The sequence below is a fragment of the Pseudomonas pudica genome, assembly GCF_015680405.1.
Classification (GTDB): domain Bacteria; phylum Pseudomonadota; class Gammaproteobacteria; order Pseudomonadales; family Pseudomonadaceae; genus Aquipseudomonas; species Aquipseudomonas pudica.
In genome coordinates, this window is the sequence record NZ_JADLJS010000011.1 from 51,142 (window position 1) to 76,013 (window position 24,872).

General features: G+C 58.0%; 11 protein-coding genes and 5 tRNA genes. 11 read left to right on the forward strand and 5 right to left on the reverse strand.

Annotated features, from left to right (window positions below):
- Positions 1-47: 47 nt before the first annotated feature.
- Positions 48-815 (reverse strand): hypothetical protein, encoded by a 768-nt coding sequence (locus tag IRZ77_RS10875; RefSeq protein WP_046617062.1) that lies wholly within the window; start codon positions 813-815, stop codon positions 48-50.
- Between the two features lie 377 nt (positions 816-1,192).
- Between IRZ77_RS10875 and IRZ77_RS10880 the strand changes: the two genes are divergently transcribed.
- The 5 genes from IRZ77_RS10880 (at position 1,193) to IRZ77_RS10900 (ending at position 1,754) form a co-directional block, all read left to right on the forward strand.
- Positions 1,193-1,268 (forward strand) — tRNA-Glu (locus IRZ77_RS10880).
- 4 nt (positions 1,269-1,272) lie between these two features.
- Positions 1,273-1,348, forward strand: a tRNA-Gly gene (locus IRZ77_RS10885).
- Positions 1,349-1,439: 91 nt separating this feature from the next.
- Positions 1,440-1,515, forward strand: a tRNA-Glu gene (locus IRZ77_RS10890).
- 3 nt (positions 1,516-1,518) lie between these two features.
- Positions 1,519-1,594: transfer RNA gene (locus IRZ77_RS10895), tRNA-Gly, on the forward strand.
- A gap of 84 nt (positions 1,595-1,678) precedes the next feature.
- Positions 1,679-1,754, forward strand: a tRNA-Gly gene (locus IRZ77_RS10900).
- 100 nt (positions 1,755-1,854) lie between these two features.
- Here the strand turns inward: IRZ77_RS10900 and IRZ77_RS10905 are convergent.
- The 4 genes from IRZ77_RS10905 to IRZ77_RS10920 all read right to left on the reverse strand — a co-directional run bounded on the left by IRZ77_RS10905 (position 1,855) and on the right by IRZ77_RS10920 (position 11,281).
- Positions 1,855-2,811 (reverse strand): fimbrial protein, encoded by a 957-nt coding sequence (locus IRZ77_RS10905; protein WP_181381610.1) that lies wholly within the window; start codon positions 2,809-2,811, stop codon positions 1,855-1,857.
- A gap of 116 nt (positions 2,812-2,927) precedes the next feature.
- A complete protein-coding gene (locus IRZ77_RS10910) occupies positions 2,928-5,471 on the reverse strand; it encodes a fimbria/pilus outer membrane usher protein (protein WP_408003937.1) in 2,544 nt (847 codons plus the stop codon).
- Between the two features lie 297 nt (positions 5,472-5,768).
- Positions 5,769-10,814 carry an RHS repeat domain-containing protein gene (locus IRZ77_RS10915; RefSeq protein WP_196173493.1) on the reverse strand — a complete coding sequence of 1,682 codons (5,046 nt, stop codon included), beginning with the start codon at positions 10,812-10,814 and terminating at the stop codon, positions 5,769-5,771.
- A complete protein-coding gene (locus IRZ77_RS10920) occupies positions 10,811-11,281 on the reverse strand; it encodes a hypothetical protein (protein WP_108480080.1) in 471 nt (156 codons plus the stop codon). Before IRZ77_RS10920 ends, IRZ77_RS10915 begins: the two co-directional genes overlap by 4 nt.
- A 265-nt stretch (positions 11,282-11,546) precedes the next feature.
- On the opposite strand from IRZ77_RS10920, the gene IRZ77_RS10925 reads away from it, so the two are divergent.
- The 6 genes from IRZ77_RS10925 (at position 11,547) to IRZ77_RS10950 (ending at position 24,865) form a co-directional block, all read left to right on the forward strand.
- Positions 11,547-13,370, forward strand: coding sequence for a hypothetical protein (locus IRZ77_RS10925; protein WP_108480081.1), 1,824 nt, complete (start codon positions 11,547-11,549; stop codon positions 13,368-13,370).
- Positions 13,371-13,527: 157 nt separating this feature from the next.
- A complete protein-coding gene (locus tag IRZ77_RS10930) occupies positions 13,528-15,921 on the forward strand; it encodes a hypothetical protein (protein WP_146190363.1) in 2,394 nt (797 codons plus the stop codon).
- Positions 15,911-18,751, forward strand: a complete 2,841-nt coding sequence (locus IRZ77_RS10935; protein ID WP_108480083.1) for a hypothetical protein — start codon at positions 15,911-15,913, stop codon at positions 18,749-18,751. Before IRZ77_RS10930 ends, IRZ77_RS10935 begins: the two co-directional genes overlap by 11 nt.
- Before the next feature lie 208 nt (positions 18,752-18,959).
- Entirely contained in the window at positions 18,960-20,978 is a 2,019-nt protein-coding gene (locus IRZ77_RS10940; protein ID WP_146190364.1) for a hypothetical protein, read from the forward strand.
- Positions 20,979-21,230: 252 nt separating this feature from the next.
- On the forward strand, positions 21,231-23,357 hold the full coding sequence (locus IRZ77_RS10945) for an autotransporter outer membrane beta-barrel domain-containing protein (protein ID WP_258229912.1): 2,127 nt from the start codon (positions 21,231-21,233) through the stop codon (positions 23,355-23,357).
- A gap of 50 nt (positions 23,358-23,407) precedes the next feature.
- A complete protein-coding gene (locus IRZ77_RS10950) occupies positions 23,408-24,865 on the forward strand; it encodes a hypothetical protein (protein WP_108480087.1) in 1,458 nt (485 codons plus the stop codon).
- Positions 24,866-24,872: the final 7 nt, after the last annotated feature.

The following is a 24,872-nucleotide window of genomic DNA, read 5'->3' on the forward strand; positions in this document are numbered from 1 at the left end:
CCGTGGGAGCGGCTTTAGCCGCGAAGAGGCCGGTAAAGGTTAAAGCATCAGTCGTACATCACCTTCTTCTTCCAGGTCTCTTCCTCATCGGTCTTGAGCCCCTGGGTCAGTTCATTCTGCTCGTCCTCCGCCGGAGCCATGCGGTCCAGCACCTGGGCGTTGGCCCGGGCCAGCAGCTTCTCCAGGTACGTAAGCTGCTCCTCATAAACCTTCGGTTCCGGCTGTTTGCGCAGGTACTGCACGCCGCGCTCGAACGCAAGTCGCGCCTGGCCTGGCTGGTTCTGCTGGAGGGCCTGCTGGCCTAGGTTGTTGAAGAACTCGATATGCAACAGCACCAGGATATGGCGGATTTCCTTGACCCATTGCTTTGCCTCGGGCGTGGGCAGGAAGCCCTCCTGGGCGGCGCGGGTCACCTGGTTGTGCAACGCCTCCAGCAGGAAGCGCACATCCTTGGCCTTGATCTCGGTCTGGATCGGGTTGGGCGGGTTGTTCACCGGTATCTGCCCGCCCTGGGCAATCAGTCTCTCCAGTTCGGCGATGCGCGCCTTGATTTCGGCATTGTGCTTGTCCATCGCCAGTTGACGCTGGTTGAGGTTGAGCTCCAGGCGGGTCAGCAGCAACTTCAGCGCCGGTGTCATGAACTGGCCTGGGAAGGTCTCGGTGATTTCGCCACAGCGGCGCAGGCGGTCGGCCAGCTCGACCTTCATCCGGGCGCGCTCTAGCTTGCCGTTCTCGACCACATTGTTTAGGTAGCCGATCACGATCAGCAACGCGATACCCGCCACGATGAGCAGGGTGATCAGAAGTGGTGTCACCGTTAATGCCTCATTGAAGAAGAATTACACCCTTGAGTGTAGTGAGTTCGTCTGGGGACGAACAGCGGCTATATACCTGTATCGGCCTATTCGCGGCTAAAGCCGCTCCCACAGGGATCGCACCGCCCTCAGGCTTCGTGCGGTCCTTGTGGGAGCGGCTTTAGCCGCGAAGAGGGCGGTGCAGGTACCCCTCTCTCTATATCGACAACCCGGCCCGCAACTGCACCCCTACCTACCCGGAAGTCATTGATTTAAATAAATTTCTACAAAGGGGTTGACGCCTGTCCGAACCATCCATAGAATGCGCGCCACTTGCAGCGTAAAGCACACAGCGAAACGCGGCAGGGAGTGAAAGCAGGCAGTAATGCCAGCAGCGTGTCCCCTTCGTCTAGTGGCCTAGGACACCGCCCTTTCACGGCGGTAACAGGGGTTCGAGTCCCCTAGGGGACGCCAAATTGCGGGAATAGCTCAGTTGGTAGAGCACGACCTTGCCAAGGTCGGGGTCGCGAGTTCGAGTCTCGTTTCCCGCTCCAGTTTCTCCGGCAGCGCTTAATGGCGGGGCAGGAAAAGAAAATCCAGGCTGAATCGTGAGGTTCAAACCTGGTGCACTGAAAAGTGTCGTGTGTCCCCTTCGTCTAGTGGCCTAGGACACCGCCCTTTCACGGCGGTAACAGGGGTTCGAGTCCCCTAGGGGACGCCATTTGCGGGAATAGCTCAGTTGGTAGAGCACGACCTTGCCAAGGTCGGGGTCGCGAGTTCGAGTCTCGTTTCCCGCTCCAGTTCAATACTGTGGCGTCTATGCGGTGCAGTGGTGGTGAAGGTCTTCAAGGCTCTTCACGCCGATAGTGGTACAGCTTCACAATGCGGGAATAGCTCAGTTGGTAGAGCACGACCTTGCCAAGGTCGGGGTCGCGAGTTCGAGTCTCGTTTCCCGCTCCAAATCGAAGAACGAAGAAAGGGACGCAAGTCCCTTTCTTCGTTTTCGCCTTTCTGAAATTGGCCTGCCAAGGCGCCCTGTCGCAAGGCGCCTGTGTTTTGCTCACTTGTAGCTGATTGTGAATTTCAACGAGGCCTTCGCCAGGCCAGCCTTCACCTTCTCCTTGGGTTCGAGCTGGAAGTAGCGTGCCTTGAAGTCCAGCAGGGTTTCGCCGACATTCAGTCGTTTCACCCCGACGGCTTTCTGCAGCGGCAGTGGCCGCCCGTCACCGTGCATGATCTGAACACCGAAGCCGTCTGCCGTGGAACCCGTGCCCAGGCTGAAGACCCCCTGATCGGCGTCTACCACCGATGAGCCGTTGGTGCCGTCCAGTTCGATATGGGCGAAGGCCGTGGGCGCGGTACTGTCGTCATCGCAGTCGCTGAGGCGGATGTTGAACGCCACCTCGGTGCCCACTGGCCCAGGGCCGGTAAAATCAGCGAGCGTGTGGTCTGCAAACCTGACCGGGTCGGCGCTGACTGGGTTGCCCAGCAACTTGCATTGCGCTTGCCTGATCTTGCCACGTACGCTGAAGTCCATGACCTTGCCTTTGTCATTTGTAAGCCCGTGGAACAATTCTCTGTTCAGGTCGTATTCGCCTGCAGGTATCGGGCCGGTCTTGATCAGTTGCAAGGTGCCTCTGAAGTTGGCCACTCTCGCAGCGAATCCTGTATCCGTGCGCATGGTGCCCTTGTAAGGAATGGTCAGTTTGTTGTCGTCGGGTGTGAACGAATTGTTCGCCGTACCCGTGAAGGGTGGGCCCACGGTGACGATGGCACCGATACCGTCGATGTTGGTGCGTAGCACTCTGTCGGCAAAACGCTGACCCTGAACAGGCACACCCAAGGCCATGGCCGTTGAGGCGGGCATGCTGAAGGTCGTAGGGGGCGAGGCCTCATAAAAACAGTTCAGTGCCGCCCTCGAGTCGTTCGGAACATTCAATCGGATGCTGGCAATCTCGCTCCCGATTGGGGCGTCCCGTGGTACCCAGCGGGTGCCCACGTCAAGATTGAAGCTCATGTAGGTAGCGCCCGTTTCCCAATCGCATCTGGCCTGTGCCTCGCTGCAGAGCAGCCCCAATGCCAAGGCGCAGGCAGCGGTGACGGCAGGGCGCGGTGCCGTGCATCGAAATGTGCTCATGAGGTGTGTTCCTGGTGATTCATGTCGGTTTGGGTTGAAGACGGTGCATGCCGGGGTTGGCACGTTAATGTTTTCAGGCGGTAGCCATTGACCTGGGGAATTTCGCCGGGGTTGACCGTCACCTGGCATTCGCGGGTGGCTTGGTCTGCCCACCGCGCTTGCAATTGCTGGAGCCCCGGTACATCGCTGGCGACCAGCGCCTGGCCGGCCTGGCCGACCACCGCCAAGACATTGCCCTGGGCATCGCTTATCTGTGTGCCGAATGGCAATGGGCGGCCGTCCGCCTGCTGCAGGGTCAGGACCATGCGCATCACCTGGCGGCTGGGGAAGCTGGCTTTGACGATGGCGCCCCGGCGTGGCACAACCTGTTGCGTGGCATTGTCGATGATGGTCTCCGGCGAAAGCTCGTCGGTATCCAGCAACAGCGAATTCAGCCGGTAAGGGCGCAGGTTCGATGCCAGCAGGTAGCCCTGGCGGTTGGCCTGGCTCGACGGCGTGTTTGCCAGGGTGATGCCGGCAACGTCAGGCACGTGCACCAGGGCGCCGGTCTCGCCCATGTAGGGGCCCAATACGATGCCAGAACCGTGGGCCAGCAGAGCACCGCTGGCGTTGAGCGACACACTGCGGTAGTCGGCACCCTGGGTGTAGCCGCCCCCGTAGCTGACGTTGGTCCCTTGATGGGCCAGGGACAGTGCGCCGCTGGTGTTGTTTTGCTGGTCGTTGCTCAGCGATACCTGGTAGCCGAGCTGGTTGTTCATCATCCCGCCGCTGAGGCTGGCACGCTCGCTGTAGCGGCCGTCATAGCGTTGCAGGTCGAAACTGGCGGTATGGCGGCGGCCAAAATCCAGGGGCAGCGACAGGCTCAGGCCGAACATGCGGTTATCGCCGGTGTTGTCGGTCAGGGCCTGGGAGGCGAACAGGTTGATGCTCACGTCACGCCAGCGCGTGTTGTACTGCACCTGGTACTGACGGCGTTGGGCAGTGCTGCCCCAGTAATCATCCTGCGAGAACGTAAGGCTCAGCGAGCCATTGCCGACATTCTGGTAGACCGAAGCTTCCAGTCGGCTGCGGCGGTTGCCCAGGTAATGCGCGGACTGGTTGCGTTCCCGGACGGCCTCGACAAAATCGTGGTAGCCTTCGGTCGAATAACGGTAGCCGGCGAAGCGCAGATTGGTACCGGTTGCGAAGCTCTTGCCATAACGCGTGGTAAAGCTCTGCCCTTGCACCTGGCCTTTCAAGCTGCCGAGGTCGGTGTTTGCGTGGGTGACGTCGAACGACAGCGCACCCAGATCGGCGAAGTCACGGGCGACACCCAAGGCGCCGGCGCGGTAGTAATCGCTGGTGAACACACCGCCATACAGCGTGCTGTCCCAGACCCCGCCCCGGGCCAGCGTGCCCTCCCAGAACCGTGGCCGGTCCAGCTCCTCGGCGCCGTTGTAGCGACCCACGGTTGCGCTGTAGCGCCATACACCCTCGCGCAGCAGGTTGCCCAGTGACGAATAGGGTTGGGTGAAACGGCGTACCTGCCCATCGGCTTCTGTAAGGATCACCTCCAGTTCACCATGGCTGGCACCGACACTGAGGTCATCGATGGCGTATGGCCCGGGTGCCACGTAGGTGGAGTAGATCGGGTAGCCGTTGTGCAGCACCTCCAGTTTCGCGCGGGTCTGGGCTACCCCGCGGATCACCGGGGCGTACTGTTGTTCGGTGTCGGAGTACATGTCCAGGTCCGAAGCCAGCCGTGCGCCGACGAAGGGCACGCTGCGAAACACTTCGTCGCCAGTGGAGGTTTCGCCCAGGGTGATGTTGGCCCGCAGCCCCGGCACATCGCTTTGCGCATAAGTGTCGCTGTGGCGACTGTCGAATTGGCCATCGGTGCTGTCACGAAGCGCCTGGGTGCTGCGCAGGCGCCAGCCGGCGACATTGATGCCGCTGTTCAGGTACAGGTCCTGGCTGCTGCGGCGGCGGCCGCTGTCGCTGCTGTAGTGCTGTGCCGATGCCTGGTAGTTGACGAACGCGGCAGTGATGCCGGCATCCCAGCGCGCTTCGGGTACTGACCCTGCGGTGTGTCGGCGCATGGCGATCTGGGGGATGGACAATGCCAGGTGCAGGCGTTGCGGGTCGAAGTCGGCCTGCGCCTCGGGCACCAGGGTGGCCAGGTCCAGGCAGGTGTCGTCGGTGGGCAATGGCGTATCGAGGGCTTCTTCGCGCAGGTCGAAGGCGCGCAGCAGCTCGCCGGTCAGGCAGGCCTGCAGGCCCTGCCCGTCGTTATTGTGAATGTCGATCTCGCGCGTGTAGGGCGTGGTGTCATTGACCACGACCTGCACGCGGTAGCGCCCGGCTGCCAGAGGGGTTTGCTCGGCCAGCGCTTGCAGGGCAAAGGCACCGGCCTCGCTGGCCTGGCCTGCGGCTTGGTGCATGAACTCGGCCTGGAAGCGCGGCGTAGCGGCGAAGGTTGGCGTGATCGACAGCAGTAGTAATGAACTGCCCACCAACGCGGGCAGTGGAGGTGTCAAGGCAGGCCTGCGGCAGTGAAGCATGGGCATGGAAGGTCCCTATGGCACCCTTGGCTCCTGGGCTGAGGCAGGAGCTGGGGCTTGGCTGTATGCAGAAAGCGGCATGCATCAGGGGGGCTGACGGCGCCGGGTTCGGGACAGACAGGGTAGGGAGGGAGGTCTGAGGTGGATGTAGGAACAGTCTTGCGCGCTGCAGAGAGATATGGACAGGGAAGGGGTGGTGACTCCCGGCGAATATTGCTGCCGGGAGCGCCGTCTGGTTGAAAACCTATGCGTCTTGGAGTGTGAGGGCGGTAAAGCGTGTCGGGTCGGGTTTGAGGATCAAGGCCAAGGCCGGACCGTCGGTTTATTTACGTAAACGGGCGTCCTTACATATCGATAGTCTCCTTGACTACCAGAATTAGACGTTGACAAAGATGACGCGGATACCGGTGCAGATGAAGGCGGTGTTTGCAGCACCGGGGTGTTTCCGGACGATAAGTTACCCATCTCTATGGCCTCATTGTAAGATGGCGGTGCTACTGTTTCGTAAGATGGAGGTGGAAGTCTTGCATTCAAACGAGCTGCCAGTGAACGGTTGTGCGCTGCTGAAAGACGGCTCTGCATGTTTGATGCGTGGTTTGTCGCCATAGGATTGTGGTTCGCTTGAGGAGGGTAGGATAGCCGGCTTGGGAAACTTGAGGGTCCAGAACGATATAGTCGAGGTCTGGCCAGGCCCCCGAAAGTAATCGCAACGCCGATGAGGCTAATTACCATGCCAGCATAATAGAGTGCGTCGGAAACCTTAGGTTTTTCCTTTGCAAGTTTTGCTCCCGCGATTTGCACGCCCAAGCCGATACCTTGTACAGCTATACCGACCCAGGCTATGGGAGATATGGCTGCCAAAGGGATACGCGATTTTGTGGCGATGACCATTCCAATTAGTATGGCAGCAGAAAAAACAACTACAAGCCACTTCAACTCGGTCTTCGTGGCCCCTGTCTCCTCTTCGTACTCAGCCACGCCACTGTCAGCGAGCGGCTGAGCCTTATGCCCGGTAGGGTCCCCCCACTTGACTGGGTTGCCCAGGGCATACAGGTAGGGGTTGATCCCGACCTCTTCCGGTGGCATCGAGTCGGGACTGTTGAAGCCGTGTTCCGGAGTGTAGGCGCGGTAACCGCTGCCCAGCAGGTAGCAGCCCGTGGCCTCCTCGCGAAGCTCGCCGTTGAATGCCAGCAGGCAGTGCATGCCGTTGTCGTCCTGGCGTTCGCCATAGGCGGTGTAGCTGGCGGGGCGGGTGCCTTCGGCGTCCACCTCGGTGACGATGCTGCCGGCATTGTCGGTCAGCAGCAGCAGCGGGTCGGTGGGGGCGTCCGAGCGCTGCACCGCCAGGGCATGGGTGTCACCCAGCAGGTACTGGGTCAGCAGGCTGCCTTCCCGGGTGGCCTCCAGCCGATGGTCCTGGTATCGCCGCTGCACCTTGCGGGCCTCGTCACCGTGCACGCTGGCCAGCAACTGGTCATGGCCGTCGTACAGGTAACGCACCCGTTCACTGCCGTCGGTCTCGCGCACACGCTCCAGGCGGCCTCGCAGGTCGTACTCCAGCGGGCGCCCTTGCTCGTCGTTGAGCCTGTTGCCGCGCAAGTCATAGGTGAAGGCTTGTGTGGCCGGGTAGTCTTCGAGCAGGGTGTGGGCCACCTTGGTCAACTGGAAGCTGTCGTCGTTTGCATAGCTGAATTTCGCGGTGTCCTCGCTGCCATCGGCAAACCGCGTCAGGCAGCGCTCGAGGTTGTCCATGGCATCGAAGGCGTAGGTCTTGCCGCGGATGGCGCGGCCCTTGGCGTTGCGCGGCAAGGCCTGCCAGCGTTCGCTCGTCTTGCCCTCTTTGCCCTCTTTGCCCCAGTCGCCCAGGTAATCCTGGATCACCAGGCGGTTGAGTGCGTCATATTCGAACATTTCCTGGCGCAGGCATTCGTGTTCGCCCGCATCGGTGAGGTTGTAGAGGGTGCGTGACTTCAACGTGGTGCCGTCCAGCCATTGCAGCTCCAGCATTTGCGTCTGGTCGGGGGTTTGCAGCGTGCGCCGGTGCTCACGGCCCAGGTCGTCGTAGGTCTGGGTGGTGCGTACATAGCGGTTTTCCGGGTCGCGGGTGTCACGGGTGGTAAGGGTGTGCAGCCGGCCCATGCTGTCGTAGGCGAGCACGGCCTGCAGGTGGCCCTGGGTGACGCTGGTCAGCCGCGCCAGTGGGTCATGCTCGTACAGGCAGGCGTCGCCGTCGCTGTGCTTGCGATAGAGCAGGCGGCCTTGCAGGGAGTGACGGTTGTCGATGGTGTACTGCTGCGCATCGGTGCCGTTCCATTCTTCCCGGGCCAGGTACCCCTGGTCGGTGTAGGCGTAGACGCGGGCCCCCTGCTCGTTGCCGGCGCTGACCACTTCGGCACTGCTGGGGCGGTAGGCGAACGTGGCTTCGTTGGCGGCCTGTGGCCCTTGCGCGTGTTCCAGGGTGGTGCTGATCAGGGTGGGCTCGGGGGTCAGTGCCGGCTTGTAGTCGTAGCGCTCGACCTGTTTGGGCTTGTCTTTGTGGGCCGGGTCGGTGTTGCTGAAGGTGCGGGTGTCCACCAGGTCGGTCTGGCCGCGGTACTGGTAGGTTTCCACACGCGGGCCAACCGTTACGCTGGTCAGGCGTTCGAGCCCGTCGAAGCTGCGTTTGCACACCGGTCGCGGTGCTGCGCCGCTGTACGCGCGGATTTCCAGCAGGGTGGTGAGTTCTGCGGTACTGCGTTCGTCAAAGGTGCGCGTCAGCACGCTGCCATTGGGGCGCACGGTTTCGAAGTGGCGTTTCCAGGCGTCATACCGGTATTCGGTGACGCGCGGCTTGATGTTGTGCTCGGGCGCGAAGCTCAGGGTTTCCTTCACGGCCTGGCCCAGGCCATCGTAGAGGTAGTCGGTGCGGTCGACTTCCACCGGCTTGGCGCCTGCTTCGGCGTCGACGGGCAGGTGCAGGTTGTATTCGTAGACCGGTTTGTCGAAGCGGTTGTACTCCACCACGCGGTGGTTCTGCCTGATGCCCGGCTGGTCGCGGCTTTCCTGCCACTGCTCGATGTGGTTGCCGTCGGTGCCGAAGGGCGAGAACAGGGTGACGAGCTTGACCCCATCCGTTCTTTGCTCCTCGCATCGATTCCCCCAGGCGTCGTAGCGGTAGTGCGAGGTCAGCGCGATGACCTGCTCGTCGGCGTTGTCGCTGCCGGGCGCGGCGGGCACGTAGTCGAACCGGATCTCGCTGTCGACACGGCCGCGGGTGTCGTAGGTTTTTTCCCAGACCTTGCGGGTGATCCGGGTGCTGGACTGCGGGTCGTCCAGCGCGACCAGGGTGCGCTCTTCGCGCACCGGGCGGTTGAGCCCGTCATGGTAGGTGCGGGTGACCACCTTGTTGACGTCGGTGGTCTCGGCATACCACAGGGTGCGCTGGTTTTCCGTGGCCCGGCCATAGCGATAGGTGCGGCTGGCGGTGTCGGTGTCGCCGGGCGCCACGGTCTCGATGCTCGGCCGGTTGACGATGTCGTAGCCGTAGCGGGTTTGCACGCCGTTGGTGTCTTGCGTTTCGACGGGTTGGTCGCGCAAGGCACTGTGCAGGCTGCTGAGGGTTCTTTCCAGCGTGCCGCCATGGGGCTTGAAGGTGGTGGTGGTGCGCACCCGGGTCGGCTTGCCGTTGTCATCGTTGCTCTGCTGATGGCGCCATTCGGTGCGCGACCAGGTCTTGCCCAGCTCGGTGGTCTTGAAGTCGATGCGCCCATGCAGGAACGCATTGGCGGGCATGTTCAGGTGGGTGATGTCCTCGCGGCGCAGCAGTTTTTCGCCGCCGTCGACGACTTCCAGCTCCTGCACGCTGTCGACCACCAGCCAGCCGTCGGTGGCCAGCCAGCTGTCGGCCTGCCGGGGTGCCTGCGCGGTGGCCAGCCTGGGCAGCGAGCGGTAGGTGTAGCGTGTGCGCAGGACCTTGGCCGGTTCGCCCTCGGCCGGGTAGACGGTGAGGCTCTTGAGGTTGCGCTTGAAGCCATCGGGGTCGGGCGGGCACCCCTTGGCGCCACTGGCGGGGTAGAACTCGCGCAGCATGATCATGCCGTTGGCGAGGGTTTCCCGCACAAGGTTGCCGTCGGTGTCGTAATCGGTTTCGACCCATTCCTTGCGGTGCAACTGGGTGTCTCGCTGGGTCCAGGTCTTGGTCATCTTTTTCGGCAACTGCACCCGCACGTCCTGGGACTCGAAGCTGCCCGCCTTGTCGTGGTACTCGGTGCTGACGGTGAGGATGCAGCCGGCTTCGTCGGTGACCTGCTCGGTCATCAGGTGGAAGCGGTTGAAGGTGTGCCTGACGGTTTTCGACACCTTGCCATCCAGGTAGTGGCTGACCGTGGTGTGGTAGTTGTAGCTGTTGCCGACGAAGCGGTAGAGCTGGTCGCGGTTGGACTCCTTGTCCCAGACCAGGCCGGATGCGCCGTTGCCCAGGAAGTTTTCGCCGCTGTACTGGTAGGTGGTCTTGATCGCGTGGGCTTCGTCCAGCGGGTCGGGGATTTCCAGGTGCTCGATCACATGGGGCAGGTACTCGTCGATGCCGGGGTACTGGTGGCCGCGTTCCTTGTAGCGGATGCGCTCTTCGCCGCCGAAGGGCCGGGTGAGCCGCTGCAGGAAAGGCATGCCGGCCATGCGGTCGTAGTGGAACGTCCAGTCGAGCTGGTCGCTGGCGGGCATCATCAGGGAGCGCAACTCTTCACCGTCGAACTTCAGGGTGAACTGCTGGTGGGCTTCAGTGCCGGGGTGCACGTGCAATTGCACCTGGCTGTTGCCTTCGAATTCGAGGGTGAGCAGCGATTGATCGAAATCGTCCGTGATGGACAGCAGCCGGCCGAGGTCGTCGTAGCGCAAGTTGATGCCGAGGCCGGCGAGGGTCTCGACCCGTGTCGGCAGGAATATCGAGTCATCGGCGCGGAGGGGCTCGAGGATTTCGCGCAGGTGGTGGGTGTGTGTGACGAGGAAGCGCGGGGCATCGTGGCTGCCGATGTGCTCGAAGGTGAAGGCCTTGAACTTCTGCTCGTGGATCACGGCCGGTTGGCCAGGGCCCTGGTCGGAGACGGCGAAGCTTTCGCCGGTGTACAGGCTGAGCCTATGGGTGCTCAGGTCGTAGCGGCTGAACTTGAAGTCCCAGCCGATGCCGTAGCCGGCGTTGAAGGTGTTCAGCGGGTTGAAGGTCAGGTCCACGGGCAGCTTGGGGCCTTGCAGGAAGTTGGCATTGAGCGGTGGCACTTCCAGGGTGAAGCCGTACAGCCCGGTACGCACATCAACGCTGCCATGGGTGTAGCTGGCGAAGTTGGTTGCGTTGCTTTGCAGGGTCATGGTTGTTCTCCATGGACGGGCGCAGCGACAGGAGCGGTTGCATTGGGCTCTCGACGTGGGGCTGAAACCTTGACGATTATTTCGCCGAGTGTGTCTCTGTCTGCAGCATTTTCAGATTTGTCGACGACCAGAATGCCGAGCGCGGTGCGTACGAAGCTGTTCTTTGCGTTGCGAGTGACATACTGATCAATGTCGTTCTTTTCCAGCGATGAAGGCGAATGGGTGGTTTTGAACGTCACCCACCATTTCGGTTTACCGTCCACCCGATCTTTCGATTCCCAGGTAATGGTGGCGGCCGAGGGAATGCCGATCATATGGATCTGCCGTGCTTTAAAGCCGTCTAGCGAAAAGCGAACAGTCTGGTCACTGCCTTCGGCAGGAACTTCGTATGCTCGGTGGTCATCATTCGTGGTGTAAACCGTAATGGTTCCAGCGGTCTTGGCTGTGTCGGGCTGTGTCGGATTCATGGGGCAGTCCTTTCAGGGCTTTTAAATTGACAGGCGCGCCTGTTGCAGGTGCAGAGTAGAAAATCTGGCGTGCGCCGACACCTGGCAAATTTGATAGGTGGATGCACGAGGCCTATGCCTGCGGATGCTGTCCGCGGCGCGAGCACCTGTTATTTCTGCTAGTTGTGAGGCTGGAACATAGCCTCTATAACTTCCTCGCATTCGATTGATTTGACCGCTGCTGCAGGCAGTTGGTCAGCCCGGGTGCGAGAGCGAGGAAGCAGTTATGAGTAAAAAGCTTGACGGGCTGGAAGAGCCTTTCATCCGTTTGCGAAATGACAGGAAAGAGATCGATCTTGAGAAGTTGGGTACGGACAAACTGGAAACTGTCATCAAGTACGACGGCATGGACACGACACATGTAGTTTCTACCGATTGGTGGGGCGTAAACGCTTCCGGCGAGTCTTTTGATGACAAGGGTGACCATTTCCCTTCGGAGGATGACGTAAAGAATGGGCTTAAGGTATTCATCAGAAATGATATTGTTAAGGCGGCCAAAGACGGCGAGTCACTTTATTCCTATACCGTGGACACCGGGACCGAGATCCTGAAGTCACGTCGGGTGTTCTCTTTCATTGGGCTAAGGGCAGCGGAAAATCCCGAGGGCTTGCCTGTCGCTCTCGCGCTTGAATCGCACAAACTGTACATACAACCCGATGATCTGGATGCGGCAGGGGTGACATTTGTCGTGCCTTCTTATCAAACGCAGACAATAGGTGACATCATCAAGTTCACCTTGATGGGGTTCGATGAGGATGGCAATCCGCAAACGCCTATCACCGATCAATTGGAGGTGACTAAAGAGCATCTGGATAACAAGGCCCTGACCTTCACCGTCGGCAAGAATGTGTTTCGGTTTATCGACCCAGGTCGTGCTGAAGTCGATTATGAAATTGATTTCGTTAATGGGAAAACAGCCAAGTCACCCAAGCAGATATTCGAAATCGACTCTGGCGCACCCTTGCCTGGTTACTTGCCTGAACCCATTATCGAAGGCCATGTTCCGGGTGACGAACTGCACCCTGAACACTTCAGGAATGGTTTGACGATCGTCGTGAAGGGTTACCCCGACATGGCGATCGCGGATCGGGTCACGTTGAGCTGGCGTAGCCCTGTGCGCGATTTCCTGCAGACCATTCGCGTGGATGCCAGTACTGAAGTCGTAGGTGATGTCTCTTTTCATATCCCGTTCGATTACCTGGCCGAGAACCAGGGAGCGACCGTCAGGCTTTCCTACCATTATGGTCGTGAAGGCGCCGGGCAGCGTTCACTCGAGCTGTCGGTCAAGATAGGCATCATGCGCGTACTGTCTGCACCGGACGTCATCAAGGCAACCCCGGACGCAAAGGACCGCGGCACACTGGATGCCAACGATGGGCTCAGCGGGGTTTGGGTGAAACTCCCGGACGGCGTGCTGTTGTCGGGCGAACGGGCGGAAGTCGAATGGCGCGGCTGGCCTGAGTACGGCGAGTACATCGCCAAAACGCCTGATGTCGACAATCCGCTTCGCTTCCACATCCCGGCCGAATACGTGCCAGCGAACATGGGCCGGGGCCCGATCGATGAGGGCCGGCGTTTTGAAGTGGTGTACCAGGTATACGGCGATGGCGACCCGAGCGAGTCCGATCCCTATCACCTGCGTATCACACCCGTGCCGATAGGTGAATATCCGCAAATTGCAATTGTGAATCCGTCGATGGCTGGCGGTAACTTGTACTTGTCAGAAGTGCCCGAAGAGGGCGCCGATCTTGAATTGGATAATTGGGCATTTGCTCGCAAAGGCGATTTGATCGAGTTGTCAATAACCGGCGTGACACCGCCTGAAAATCCGGGCGAAGCAGATGGCGAGCTGAAAGAGATTATCCGTGACGCGTCTGAGCCTGTTACCGGGGAGGAGGCAGAAAATGGTATCAAGGCAAAGTTAAACAAGCAAAAAATATTGGAAAGGCTGAAATTCGAAACGCGCTTTACGTTGCATGTACGGTTGAGTCTTGACGGCGGGGCCCATTACATCAATTTGAAGAGTTTGGCGCCTACTTTGCAACCTTGAGTTGATTTATTCATGCCCAGTCGGGTCCAGGGTCAGCTTGAGCCTGAAGGCCTGCACTGGGTGTTCATTATCGGAGGATACAATAATGGCGCGACCCACGAGAGCACAGTTTCGTAAGTATATGGATCAGGGCCCATGCACGTTTGGATGGCATGCAGTGTTGATTTTGGACCGCTGGAGAACCAATGCGATACTGGCGCAGGAACATCTGGAATTTCTCATCGGCGGAGAATGGCTGCCTTTGATCAGTCTGAAAACCGACGTTGAGAATGGTGCTTGGCGTGAAATAGAGAACATGCAGTTGGATCGACCTGTTCTTTCCTTCGCAAACGCTGATCTTGCAACGTCAAAGGCCCGTTTGAGCATGAATGTGCTGGGTGGTCTTATCAAAGAGTATCGGCAATCTCCCGGTAGTGCTCAGCCGGAATTGATCAACTACTCCTTTATGGACCCCTTGACCGCACCCACGGTCCGCATGGATATATGGCTCAAGGAAACCGGTGACGGTTTGGTCAGTGAAGAGGGGGTTGTAATACTCGATCTATCGAATGGTATGGGATACACATTCGAGGCCACCGGCTGGGAAGAGATGAACCAGAAGCTGGGAGCGGCGATTCATAAATATTTTAAAGAAAAATGGCCGAAAGACAAGCAGGTATGGGAACTGAACGTTCTCAAACCTGTTGAGGGTGAGCTCAATCCTGCCAGGTTCCGGGTGCGCACGCACCCGCTGAAGGGGGCGAAGGAACTAAGTCAGGTCAGTGAGGAGGAAGTCCCTGAAGGGGCAATTTACGTGGGTATTTCTTTTTCGCCCTCCGTAGTTGGTAACTTCCCGGACAATAATAGCGATATTCCTTACTATCTGTTCGAACCTAGGGATTCTAGTGACGCCCCCTACTCGATGGGTATCATGTTGTCCAATGAAGCTTGGGTGCAGCAGGTCTTGGTAAAGCGAATCACGGCGATGCCGGAGTTTTCGGGGCTTGAGTACAAGCTGGAGCCTGATGTATCAGGTTTTTATCGGGAGATGACGTTTGATGCCTCTATTTTTAATATTCCCACCGAGGACATCGACTATGGACAGGAACCAGGCTATACGGAAGGAGGGTGGACTTACAGTTATCAGTATCATTCGGGGCTTAGTTTTAATGATGTAAAAATTTATATCAAATTTAGCAATGGTAAGATTTCAATGGGTGTTGCGGTTGACACCCCTGTGCATTTTGAATGTACCTTTCTCAGTTGGGGTAGTGTGTGGACTACAGCTGATCGCCCAGGCAGAGTAAAAATAAACTTCAAAAAAGATTATCCAGTCAAGCTTCTGGAGAATGGTTCGTTGAGAGTTGAAGCTGGGGCCGTTGTAGAAGAGGCGGACATTACAACGGATGTTGAGAGTGGCTTCAATATGGGTGCAGAATACTATGTGCTGACAAAATGTAAAAACGCGTTCATTGACCCTATCCGGGCTACGTTCAGAAGTATGACCAGCGCTTTGGATAAAGCGGGTATAGAGGTGGATGTATTCCGCCTCAATGGTCTGATTTTCAGAAGCGAGGATGTTGCCACGCCTCGTGATGGCGAGTTCGCCGATGATTTCGCGCTGATGGGAGATCTGACCCCGAAATACGCTTTGGCATTGACTCCATTTGAAAAAACGATTGTATCAGGTGACACCTTCAAGTATGACGATTTGCCAGAAGACCTCGGCGAAGTGGTTTGGACGCTCAGGGCATTACCGAATGAGTCGTCCGAGAAACTTGGCACGATTGTAAAAGGGCTTTACACCCCACCATCGGCGAGTGAGATCGAGGGTGCCTACAAGCGAGTGATTGTTACGGCTACTGCTGGAGATAAACAGAGCAGCGCATTGGTGACCGTCGTGCCGGCAAGCATTTCCATATATCCATATTTCTTGGTTGCGCAGTTTGACCCGGATAAAGAAGACGTGCCGACCCCACGCTATCTTCTGGTAGGTGGTGACATCAAGAACGATCTGACCTGGTCCATGGCCGCCGGCAGCAAGGGTTCCCAACGTGAGCCCATGGATGGCGACGGTCTGGATATTCCCGAGGGCAAGAACGTACGCGTTTATCTGTCCCCCAAAAGGGCGCCGGGGGAGCCTGGCGAGGTGGAGGCGCTTGTTCATCTGGACCGGGTGGAGGTTTCGGCCGGTGGGCTGAAACAGAGCATCGATATCATCTTACCTTGGAGTACCGCGTCTGGTTCTATCAAGGCCGTACAGGCTGAACACGGAGGCAAAAGTATCGTTAAGCTGGAACTCTGGTACTTCGATGCCGAGTATGGTGAGGAAGTTTCACTTGAACCTGCGGAAACAAAATGGGCCGTGCTGCGGGGAGAAGGCACCATCGATTCCAGTACGGGTTATTATGAAATACAAGACTCCGAGGGCCCTTATATTATTGTTGCGTCCCGAGAAAGGGTTAATGCACGTAACCCTATCTGGTCATACTCGGTCATAGTGTTGACCAACACCGCCAAGCGCGCCATTGCCGTTGAATCTAATGAGGGGAGGTCTGATCATGGCCGTTAATACTAAATCAGCATTGCTCTCTGAACTTGGCAAGGGGCCGATGAATTACGATTGGGGAGCGGTCCTTGCGCTTGGGCGTGATACGCTCACGGCATTACTGCAGAACACGTTTTCTGACCGCTTGAGCCAAAACGATTTCATTCCTCCCATTGCTGGGTCTTATTATCTTGATGAGCGTCGATATGACCAGTTGATTTTCGAAGGCCTGATGTTCGGCCCGCCGTCCTTGTCCTTTGAACAAGCCTCAGGCCAGACCAACAAGGTCGTTGTGCAGATGGAGCTGATTGCAGGCCGATGCGAGAACTGGTCGGTGGCTCCAGGTACGGTGAAACACCTGCGTAGGATTCATCGGCTGGTACCAGGCCTCGGCCAGCGGCTGGAGTTCTCGGCCAATCTGGTGATATTGCCGGTGGAGGCGCCGGGCGAGAGACAACTCCAGTTCGCACTCGATTTAGGCAGTGCAACGAATCCGAGCTGTAAGCTTTCGTCGGAAGCGGCAGAGCCGATGGGGGAATTCATGCTAAAGCAGCTGATGGCTCAATCAGCGTTCAAACAGCCGTTTGTGTTCTTGACCTCAATGCCGCACTTCAAGGATGCCTTCAGCATTGTTGATATTACCCCTATTACCCAAAGGGCTCCGGAGGGTGCTGGCACCGGAAGTTCACCAGAGAGTGATGGGGCCGCCCTGTTCCTGATGCAAATGTCGGGTACAAGGGAAAGAGGCTTTATCCCTGGTGCGATGCCGTACCTGTTGCCGCGCAAGGTCGACAGCGTGGCTGAAAACGTGGGCGCTGCTTTGCTGGTTAGCAAGCTCAGGGCCCAGATTGCAACGGAGCAAAGCCGCCGGATCTGCTCGCAACTTGTTCTGCCTGGCGGGCAGACCCTGGATGTCTCCGAAGAGTATCGCCCTTACGACCTGATCGGTTTTGGTGATCTGAAGGCAAATGCCAGGATGGCTTGGCTTTCACCGGGCCTGAGCAGCATCGCAGCGGGCGAGCGTGTCACGTTCACGACCAACGGCGCCCAGATGTATGACTGGCAGGCGCGGGACATCTCTTTCCCCCGAGCTGCAGGGTCAGCTACCGACAAGGCCTACCAAGCCAGGCCCGTCGAGGAGAGTGGCAGCGCTCAGCGTGTAACGGTAGTGACGGCCAAGGTGTCGGGGGAGGCTGATGCTGCAGCGCGGTCAGCGTTGGTGATCGAGTCTGTGGAACCGCTGACGATTTCACCGCGCGTGACCACCTGGTATCCCAACTATTCGGACGAGATTGTCCTGCGTGCAACTGGCGGCAGCGGCCTCAATTGGAAATTGCTGGGGACTGAGTTCGGTACCATCGCGTATGACCGCAATGACCCTCGGGAAGCAACCTTCAAGCCAACAAGGTTGGATAAGCCACCCTTCGTCCGTGTGCAGCGTCTCGAAGTCAGCGAAGGCGACAAAACGGGCCATGCCACCATCGTACTGTTTGGGGTTGGCCATGTGCTCGACGTCGAGCCGTACCCTGTCCCGCGCATAGTGCCGGGCGCTATCCAGAGGTTCCGCCTGCCGGGGGATGCACCAGCTGATTGGCGCGTGTTTGGTCCCGGCGAAATCAGTGCTACAGGGGATTACACAGCACCGGCTTCAACCGACGAGGAAGCGAGTGTCGTCGTGGCATTTGACGGGCCTTCCGCCGGCGCGGTCATCATCGAGCACCAAACCCCTGCTCCGGCACAAGCGTTGGCGCTGAGCGAACGGTGGAAAACCCTCAAAGAGTTCAGCCTGCGGCTCAACAATAACAGTAGAAACCAAGTGTACGCCAACAGGCTTGGGCAGGTTGGCATAGATGTTATTCTGCAAACCCAGTCGTTCAATGACGACTATGGCAACGAGGTGTGGGACCCGGTGGATGAAACGGAGCTCAATACACTGGTACTCCTGGATGAGGCTAACAACCCGGTGCCTTACTTGACGGGAGATCAACTAGGTATTCCGGAAGACAGCCCGAACAAGTGGATGTTCACCAGGCGGCGTCAGGACAGGTATGACTATATCCCAATCAAGCCTGGACATGAGGTGGAGCCCAAGGACGAAGGCGTGGAGCGCATTCCGGGGGAAGATGAAGGTAGACGTGTCGTCACGTTCTATGTGCACTCACGCGTCGCGGAAACGGCGTATTTCAGGGCGAGATTCCAGGCGCATACCAAGAAAACGCATTACTCGATCGATACTACGGTAGGTTTCGGTGAAATTCAGTTGGAGGGCATCAAGCCACTCGAAACAAGCCTGGAGCTGTTCAGTTTTCCAGAACTGGGCAAGCGCGTGGCGAGTGGCCCCGGTGAGGACATCAAAGACGATCGCTTCAATTATTACCACTCGACCACCGATTACTGGGAGTTGACCGGTAGAGGGATTCACTTCGTCGATGTCAAATTTGACACCTATTCGATGATCAAGTGGGAGTCGGAGCAACTCGATGAGACCTTTGTCAGTTTTACTGGCTGCGCGTTCAAACCATGGCGGCCTGATGATACAGCGGAGATACCACCAGGCGTGAATTACCAGGCTGAACTGCAACTGCTGGCTGCGGAGCCAACTGTCAACTTCAAGGGGCTTGATTATGACTTCAAAGGCCAGGAGGAGGTGACATCCGGTGCGCTGCTGTTTAGCTTGGAGCGCACTTCGAACCTGATCTATTGGGACGACTACCACGGTACTGAATACCGCAAGGTGTTGCAGGACGCCGTGAAGTTTACCGTAACGGACAATTACGGCAATCAACACAAGCTCAGGCTTCTGTTTTCAGGTTATGTAGACCCGCGAAATTACCTTGAGCTGAAAATGCAATAGTTACCCGTTGGCGCAAGCAGGTCTGCTGGTTTGCTTGTTCAGCGTGGCGCGGGCAGAGGGGCTGCATGGCAGCCCCTTTTTTATTGCGCAGGCAGGGGCATGCCTGCTTCGGTACCTGGTAAAAATGCTAGTTGTCACAGGTAGGGCAAGGACTTAGTTTTTTCGTCGAGCAGGTTCGGTTTCAGCTTTCCAACGAAGAGAGAAAATCATGAGCAGCTCCACAAAGAAACACTCGCCATCCGAATGGCTTCGTATCCAATCCCGGCGTGCAATTGCGGCATGGCAACGTGATCGTCTTCCAGGGCTGCAAGGTGGTCTGGGTGACCTGATCATTCATGAGGCACTGCTGGCCGATGAAGACACTGGTCTGGTATACAGTGAATACTTGAAGGAAGACGCGCTCGATTTTATCTTGAGCGTGCCCAAGTGGATTTATTCCGAAAAGGACACGCTGCGTATCGAACATTCGCGCGATGAGCGAGTCTGGACGACGCTTTATGAGGAAGTGAAAGATTTCTACAATAACCCTGTCCCTGATCCTTATCCTATAAAGCTGGATAAAAACCATGATCAGATGCGCTTGGAGGGCACTCATTATTTTAGAACGTGGATCATGAACGACTTTGGTGAATCTTCGACATCGGATTCGTTGGTCTTGATTTTCGACACAGTACCGCCTTACAAGCATCTGCCACCCACTCCATTCGCCCCTGTTTCGGCGGTGACTGATGCGTCCTTGGCGGCTGACGGTGACAAAGTGACCCTTCAGTTGCCGGGGCATTCAGATTGGAAGGAAGGGGATACCGCCTATGTGTACTGGATGAACCGTATTCCCGAAAAGTTCGAGGATCTTGACGAGTACGTTGCGGAGGTTGTAACAACCGGCAAAGGACAGCCCGTAGTTATCGATGCGAGCATTGTTCGCGCGGTGGGCGACGGTGGCGTGTTCATTTTATATGTTCTGGTTGACCGGGCTGGCAACGTCAGTCTCCTTTCCATCTACCAGAGCGTGGCAGTGGCACTTGGCACGCTGCCCACGGTTTTTGAAGATCCCATTGTACCGCTTGCCAAGGCAGAAGACGGTTACCTGATCGACCAGCTTGACGCCGAGGCAGGTGTTGAAGTCTGGGTGAAGGCGGATGTCGCTTTGAAAAGCACCGATCTCGTTGTAGTCACATGGCAGGGAGCGGAACTGCCGGCCGAAACGGTTGGCTCTGCTCCAGGCGAGTACATTCGGATCAGGGTGCCCGATGATGTCTTGTTGAAAGAGTACGGCTCGGGCCCAGGCAATGTGGCTACCAAGGTCAGCTATACACTGCTGCGGGGTACCCACCCGATGGGCGGTGCCGATACCGATATCGTCGTCAATTTCGAAACCCTGTATCCGGGAGGCCCTGACCCGGAGTGGCCGCTGCCCATTCATCCAGATGCGACAAAGCCAGTTGTTACCGGTCAGGGGAGTGGCCTGCGTGATGAACTGGATGGCAAGGATACTGGCCTGGATGCCTCGCTGGAGTTTAAACTTTTCAGTTTTGCTCAAAAAGACGACAAACTGTTCTTTTATTGGGGTGGAGAAGAAGCAGGTACTTATACAGTAAAAGAAACTGATACACCCGGTGACTCGATCACGGTGGATGATGTGCCTTGGGACACTATTCTCAATGTGGGCAATCACCCCGCTGTTCCTGTGTATTACGAGGTCTGGCGATCCGGTGTGCCTAACCCCGTGCGGTCTGTCGTTACCGAGGTCAAGGTCGATGCGATTGTCATTAAGGCGCCCGACGCAACATTTGATCATTTGAACAGCGGTGCGGTCACCTGTGCCAGTATTCAGGCAACAAAAGATCACCCTGACGGGGCTGCGGTCGAAGTGCTGATTCCGGATCTCAGCGAATACCTGAAATATGGTGAGTTCAGCAAAATAAGAGTTCATTGGTGGGTCTATCGCGGTCGCACGCCTGTTGACCCTGAGGAGATCATTGAAAAGGTGACGATTGAAGAGGAGGTTGATCTCGATGAGGATCATCCCGTTACTGGTTTCACCTACCGTATTCCTTACGCTACAAACGTGCTTCCCACTTACGAAGGATCAGACAACCCGGAATACACAAGGTCGAGAGCGAATTTCGAATATACGATTTTAACGGATGAAGAGATCCCTTCCGGAGTGACCAAGGTTCTGCTTGCTTTCGTTCCACCATCGGGCGTTTGCGATCTCAGTCGCTGATCCGTTACTGGGTGGGTCGCGCATTGTGCACGAAGCGCTTTGCGCGATATCAGTCTTTTCTCTGGTATTTGTAGGACTTTTCCTATGCATCGGTGTTTTTCTTCCCTGTAGCTTGGCCGAAGTAGGTACTTGCCTGGGGGGTTCCCTGTGTTCGCCAAGGTTGTGCCTGAACTTGAGCCGCATGAGAGCTTTGATATGAAGAGCACGTTTAGTGTGCAGAGGTTTTACCGAAGCGTGGCCTGTTGCGTAACAGTGCTGCCCTTTGGTTTGTACGGTGCCAATCTCCTGGCAGCCCAGCAGATCATCGAGCGTGACACGGTCATTGACGCTTCCAGTCCCCTGGTCGGCTATCAGGTGTTGGATGGGGCGAAGCTGACCGGTAATGGCGCATCTACCCAGCACATTTTCTTGCGTGAGGGAAGTGAACTGGAGTTAAACGGCAGTTCGATCGTTGCAGCGGACGATGGTGTGTTGATGGAGGGGGGCTCGCTAGCCCGGATCAATGGCAGCACCATCGCCAGCGAGAGTACCGGCCTGACCGTGGCGCGCAGCAGTGCTGGTGGTTCGGCGGCCTGGCTGAACGGCAGCACCGTCACTGGCAAGCTGAGGGGCGCGCAGGTCGCCAGCATGTCGGAGCTGCACCTCGCTGGCAGCAGGGTGCAGGGCTCGGGCAGTGCTGGCGTGCGGATATTCAATGGCTGGCTCGACGCGCAGGGTAGCCAGGTCATCGGTGCCCAGGAAGGCATTCTGGTCAATGCCGACGGCACCACGGGGCAAGCTCGCATTGACCTGGACGGTTCGCAGGTCGTCGGGCAGGATGGGGCCGCCATCGTGGTGGAAGGCGGCAGGCTGGGCGCGGCGACCGCGAAAATCACGGTCAGCAACGGCTCGCAACTGAGCGGTAGCAATGGCAGCCTGCTTGAAGTGCGTAACCAGTCGAATGCCGAACTGGTTGTCGAGAACAGCAACCTCGAGGGCAACGTTCGGGCTGAACAAGGCTCCAGCGCTACCGTCACGCTCGACAAGCAGGCCACCCTCACCGGGCAGTTGGAAAATGTCGGGAAGCTGACCATTGGCAATCAGTCACGCTGGACAATGGTCGATGACGCCGCCGTGGGTGACCTGGCCCTCGACGGCGGCACGGTGCAGTTCGGCAAACCCACCGAGTACCAGCGCCTGACACTCGGCAGCCTGCAAGGAAGTGGCAATTTTGCCATGGATGCCGACTTTGCCGAAGGGAAAACCGACTTTCTCGATGTCACGGGCACATCCAGCGGCAACCATGGTTTGTTGATTGGCAGTAGCGGGGAAGAGCCACAGCAGGAAGGCAAGCTGAAAGTGGTACAGACGGCAGATGGTGGCGCCTCGTTTTCGTTGATCAACGGGCCGGTGGATCTGGGGGCATTTTCCTACGAGCTGACCAAGCAGGGCAACGATTGGTGGCTGGATGGCTCGCGCAAGATCATCAGCCCGGGCACCCGTTCGGTGCTGGCTTTGTTCAACACAGCGCCCACTGTCTGGTATGGCGAGCTGACCAGCTTGCGCAGCCGTATGGGGGAATTGCGCCTGGATGATGGCAAGGCCGGTGGCTGGATGCGTGCGTACGGCAACAAGTATGACGTGGCCGCCAGCTCGGGCGTCGCCTACAAGCAAACCCAGCAGGGCTTCTCGCTGGGGGCCGACGCACCGCTGCCCATTGGGGGCGGTCAATGGCTGCTCGGTGTGCTAGCCGGCCATAGCCGCTCGGACCTGGACCTGAGCGGTGGCACCAGCGGCGAGATCGACAGCTACTACCTGGGGCTGTACAGCACCTGGCTGGACCGTAGCAGCGGCTATTACTTCGATGGCGTGCTGAAATTCAACCGCTTCGATAATGATTCGAAAGTGGCGCTGAGTGACGGCACACGCACCAAGGGGCATTACAACAACCATGGTGTTGGCGTGTCGGCCGAATTCGGGCGGCATATCGAATGGGAGCACGGTTATTTCTTCGAGCCATTCACCCAGTGGGCTAGCGCCTACATACAAGGCAAGAAATATCAGCTGGATAACGACCTGCAGGCCGAGGGTGATGCCGTGCGCTCGATGCTGGGCAAGGCGGGGGCAACGTTTGGCCGTAACTTCGAAATGCAACAGGGACGAGTCATTCAGCCCTACCTGCGGGCGGCCTACGCGCATGAGTTCATCAACAACAACGATGTGAAGGTCAACCAGAACCGTTTCGCCAATGACCTGTCGGGGTCGCGCCTGGAACTGGGGGCGGGGCTGGCGGTTACGGTTGCAGAGCGCCTGCAAATGCATGTCGACCTCGACCACAGCCGTGGCGAGCACGTCGACCAACCCTGGGGTGTGAACCTGGGCGTGCGTTACAGCTGGTAAACACCAACCGTGGGGGCCGTCGAGGCCTCCACTTCGGGAGAGCGAAGCCGATGAGTACCCTGCCAAGCGAGCCTGGGGCGTTGCTGAAGCCTGTAGATGTCCCGGTGCTGCTCGAAGATATCGACGGCGGCGAGAAAAACCTGCTGCCGGTCACCGCAACGCAGCAGCCCCTGCGCGTCAAAGTACCCATGTGGCCGATATCCGATCCGCGACCTGGAGAGCCCGAATGGCTTACGCTGTTCTGGGATGAGTTCCCGGTTGTGAAAGACAAGAAGTGGGAAACCCCGGTACAGCCCGAGGATCTCATACTGAGCGTTCCAAAAGAACGACTTGTCGCTGGGCCCCATCAATTGCGTTATGAGGTGACCAACGCCTTTTGTGATATGAGCCCATCGGATACGCTGACCGTGTCGATTGACCTCACCCCGCCTGAACTGGGCGCGGACCAGGGCAGGCTGACGGTGTTGGAAGACCCGGACGAGATCGAGCGTGACGGCCTCACCGAGCGCTACCTGAGAAACCACGGCCAGCGCCTGCGCACCGAGGTAGCCCGCTACACAACGCCTGCTGTCGGTGACAGGATCATCTACTACTGGGATACCGAGCCATTTGAAAAGAACGATGTCGGTGAATTCGGCATTGACGACACTGGCGGGCCGTTCTACATCGATTTCGACGGCGAAATGATTGTCCGGTTCGGCGATGGGTACCGTTACTTGTACTATGCGATCAAGGATAGGGCAGGCAACCTCAGTGCGTTTTCCGAGCCTCTGAAGTTGCGGGTCTCGGCCGCCACGCGAACCTTTCCGCTGGCGAGCATTCCCCAGGCGGAGGGAAGAGATGATGATTTGCGCCTTGCGCTCGATGACCTGGAGCCCCCACTGTTGGTCGTGGTGCCGGCTTCGGCTGTGGTCTACCCGGATGAGCGGCTGCGGGTGGAGTGGGGGAAACCCGGCGATCCTGGTTACTACTCAGCCACGACTGGTTATCAGGGGCGTGAGCGTGAGTTCGAGATTCCGCTGCAAAACGTCTTGGCTCAGGGGGCACTCAGCCTTGAGGTAAGGTTTGTGGCGTCTGGTGACAAGCGTCTCGATTACCCGTCGCCACCGGTCAATCTGTACATTTCGCGAGTAAGCGAAGGGTTGCCCAGGGTCGAGTTGGAAGGCGTCAGCAATGCCAGCCTGGAACTTTCCAGGGCGCCAGCCCGTATTCCGGTAAAGTTGAATACCTGGCCGTTGATGCTTGAAGGGCAATTGGTCGACATATGGGTGACTGGGGTCTTGGCTGATGATAACGAAGCAGAGCCATTCCAGGTGCTCAAAGACTACGTAGTCAAGACCGCTGATCTATCCGTAGGCATAGGTATGGGTAACGACGTCGTCCTGCCCAGGTCCTTCCTGGAGACGCTGAAAATCGACTTGAAATTCACTTTGCACGTTGAGGTCAGGTTTTTCGCGCAAGGCGTTCCGGTGCCGTTCCCGAAGGTGAGCCCGCTCTTGTTACCCTGAGCCGGGA

Excerpts from the sequence above, each read along its gene's own strand:
- IRZ77_RS10905 (WP_181381610.1), bottom strand. The coding sequence starts at position 2,811 with ATGAGCTTCAATCTTGACGTGGGCACCCGCTGGGTACCACGGGACGCC.
- IRZ77_RS10910 (WP_408003937.1), bottom strand. The coding sequence starts at position 5,471 with ATGCTTCACTGCCGCAGGCCTGCCTTGACACCTCCACTGCCCGCGTTG.
- IRZ77_RS10915 (WP_196173493.1), bottom strand. The coding sequence starts at position 10,814 with ATGACCCTGCAAAGCAACGCAACCAACTTCGCCAGCTACACCCATGGC.
- IRZ77_RS10920 (WP_108480080.1), bottom strand. The coding sequence starts at position 11,281 with ATGAATCCGACACAGCCCGACACAGCCAAGACCGCTGGAACCATTACG.
- IRZ77_RS10925 (WP_108480081.1), top strand. The coding sequence starts at position 11,547 with ATGAGTAAAAAGCTTGACGGGCTGGAAGAGCCTTTCATCCGTTTGCGA.
- IRZ77_RS10935 (WP_108480083.1), top strand. The coding sequence starts at position 15,911 with ATGGCCGTTAATACTAAATCAGCATTGCTCTCTGAACTTGGCAAGGGG.
- IRZ77_RS10940 (WP_146190364.1), top strand. The coding sequence starts at position 18,960 with ATGAGCAGCTCCACAAAGAAACACTCGCCATCCGAATGGCTTCGTATC.
- IRZ77_RS10950 (WP_108480087.1), top strand. The coding sequence starts at position 23,408 with ATGAGTACCCTGCCAAGCGAGCCTGGGGCGTTGCTGAAGCCTGTAGAT.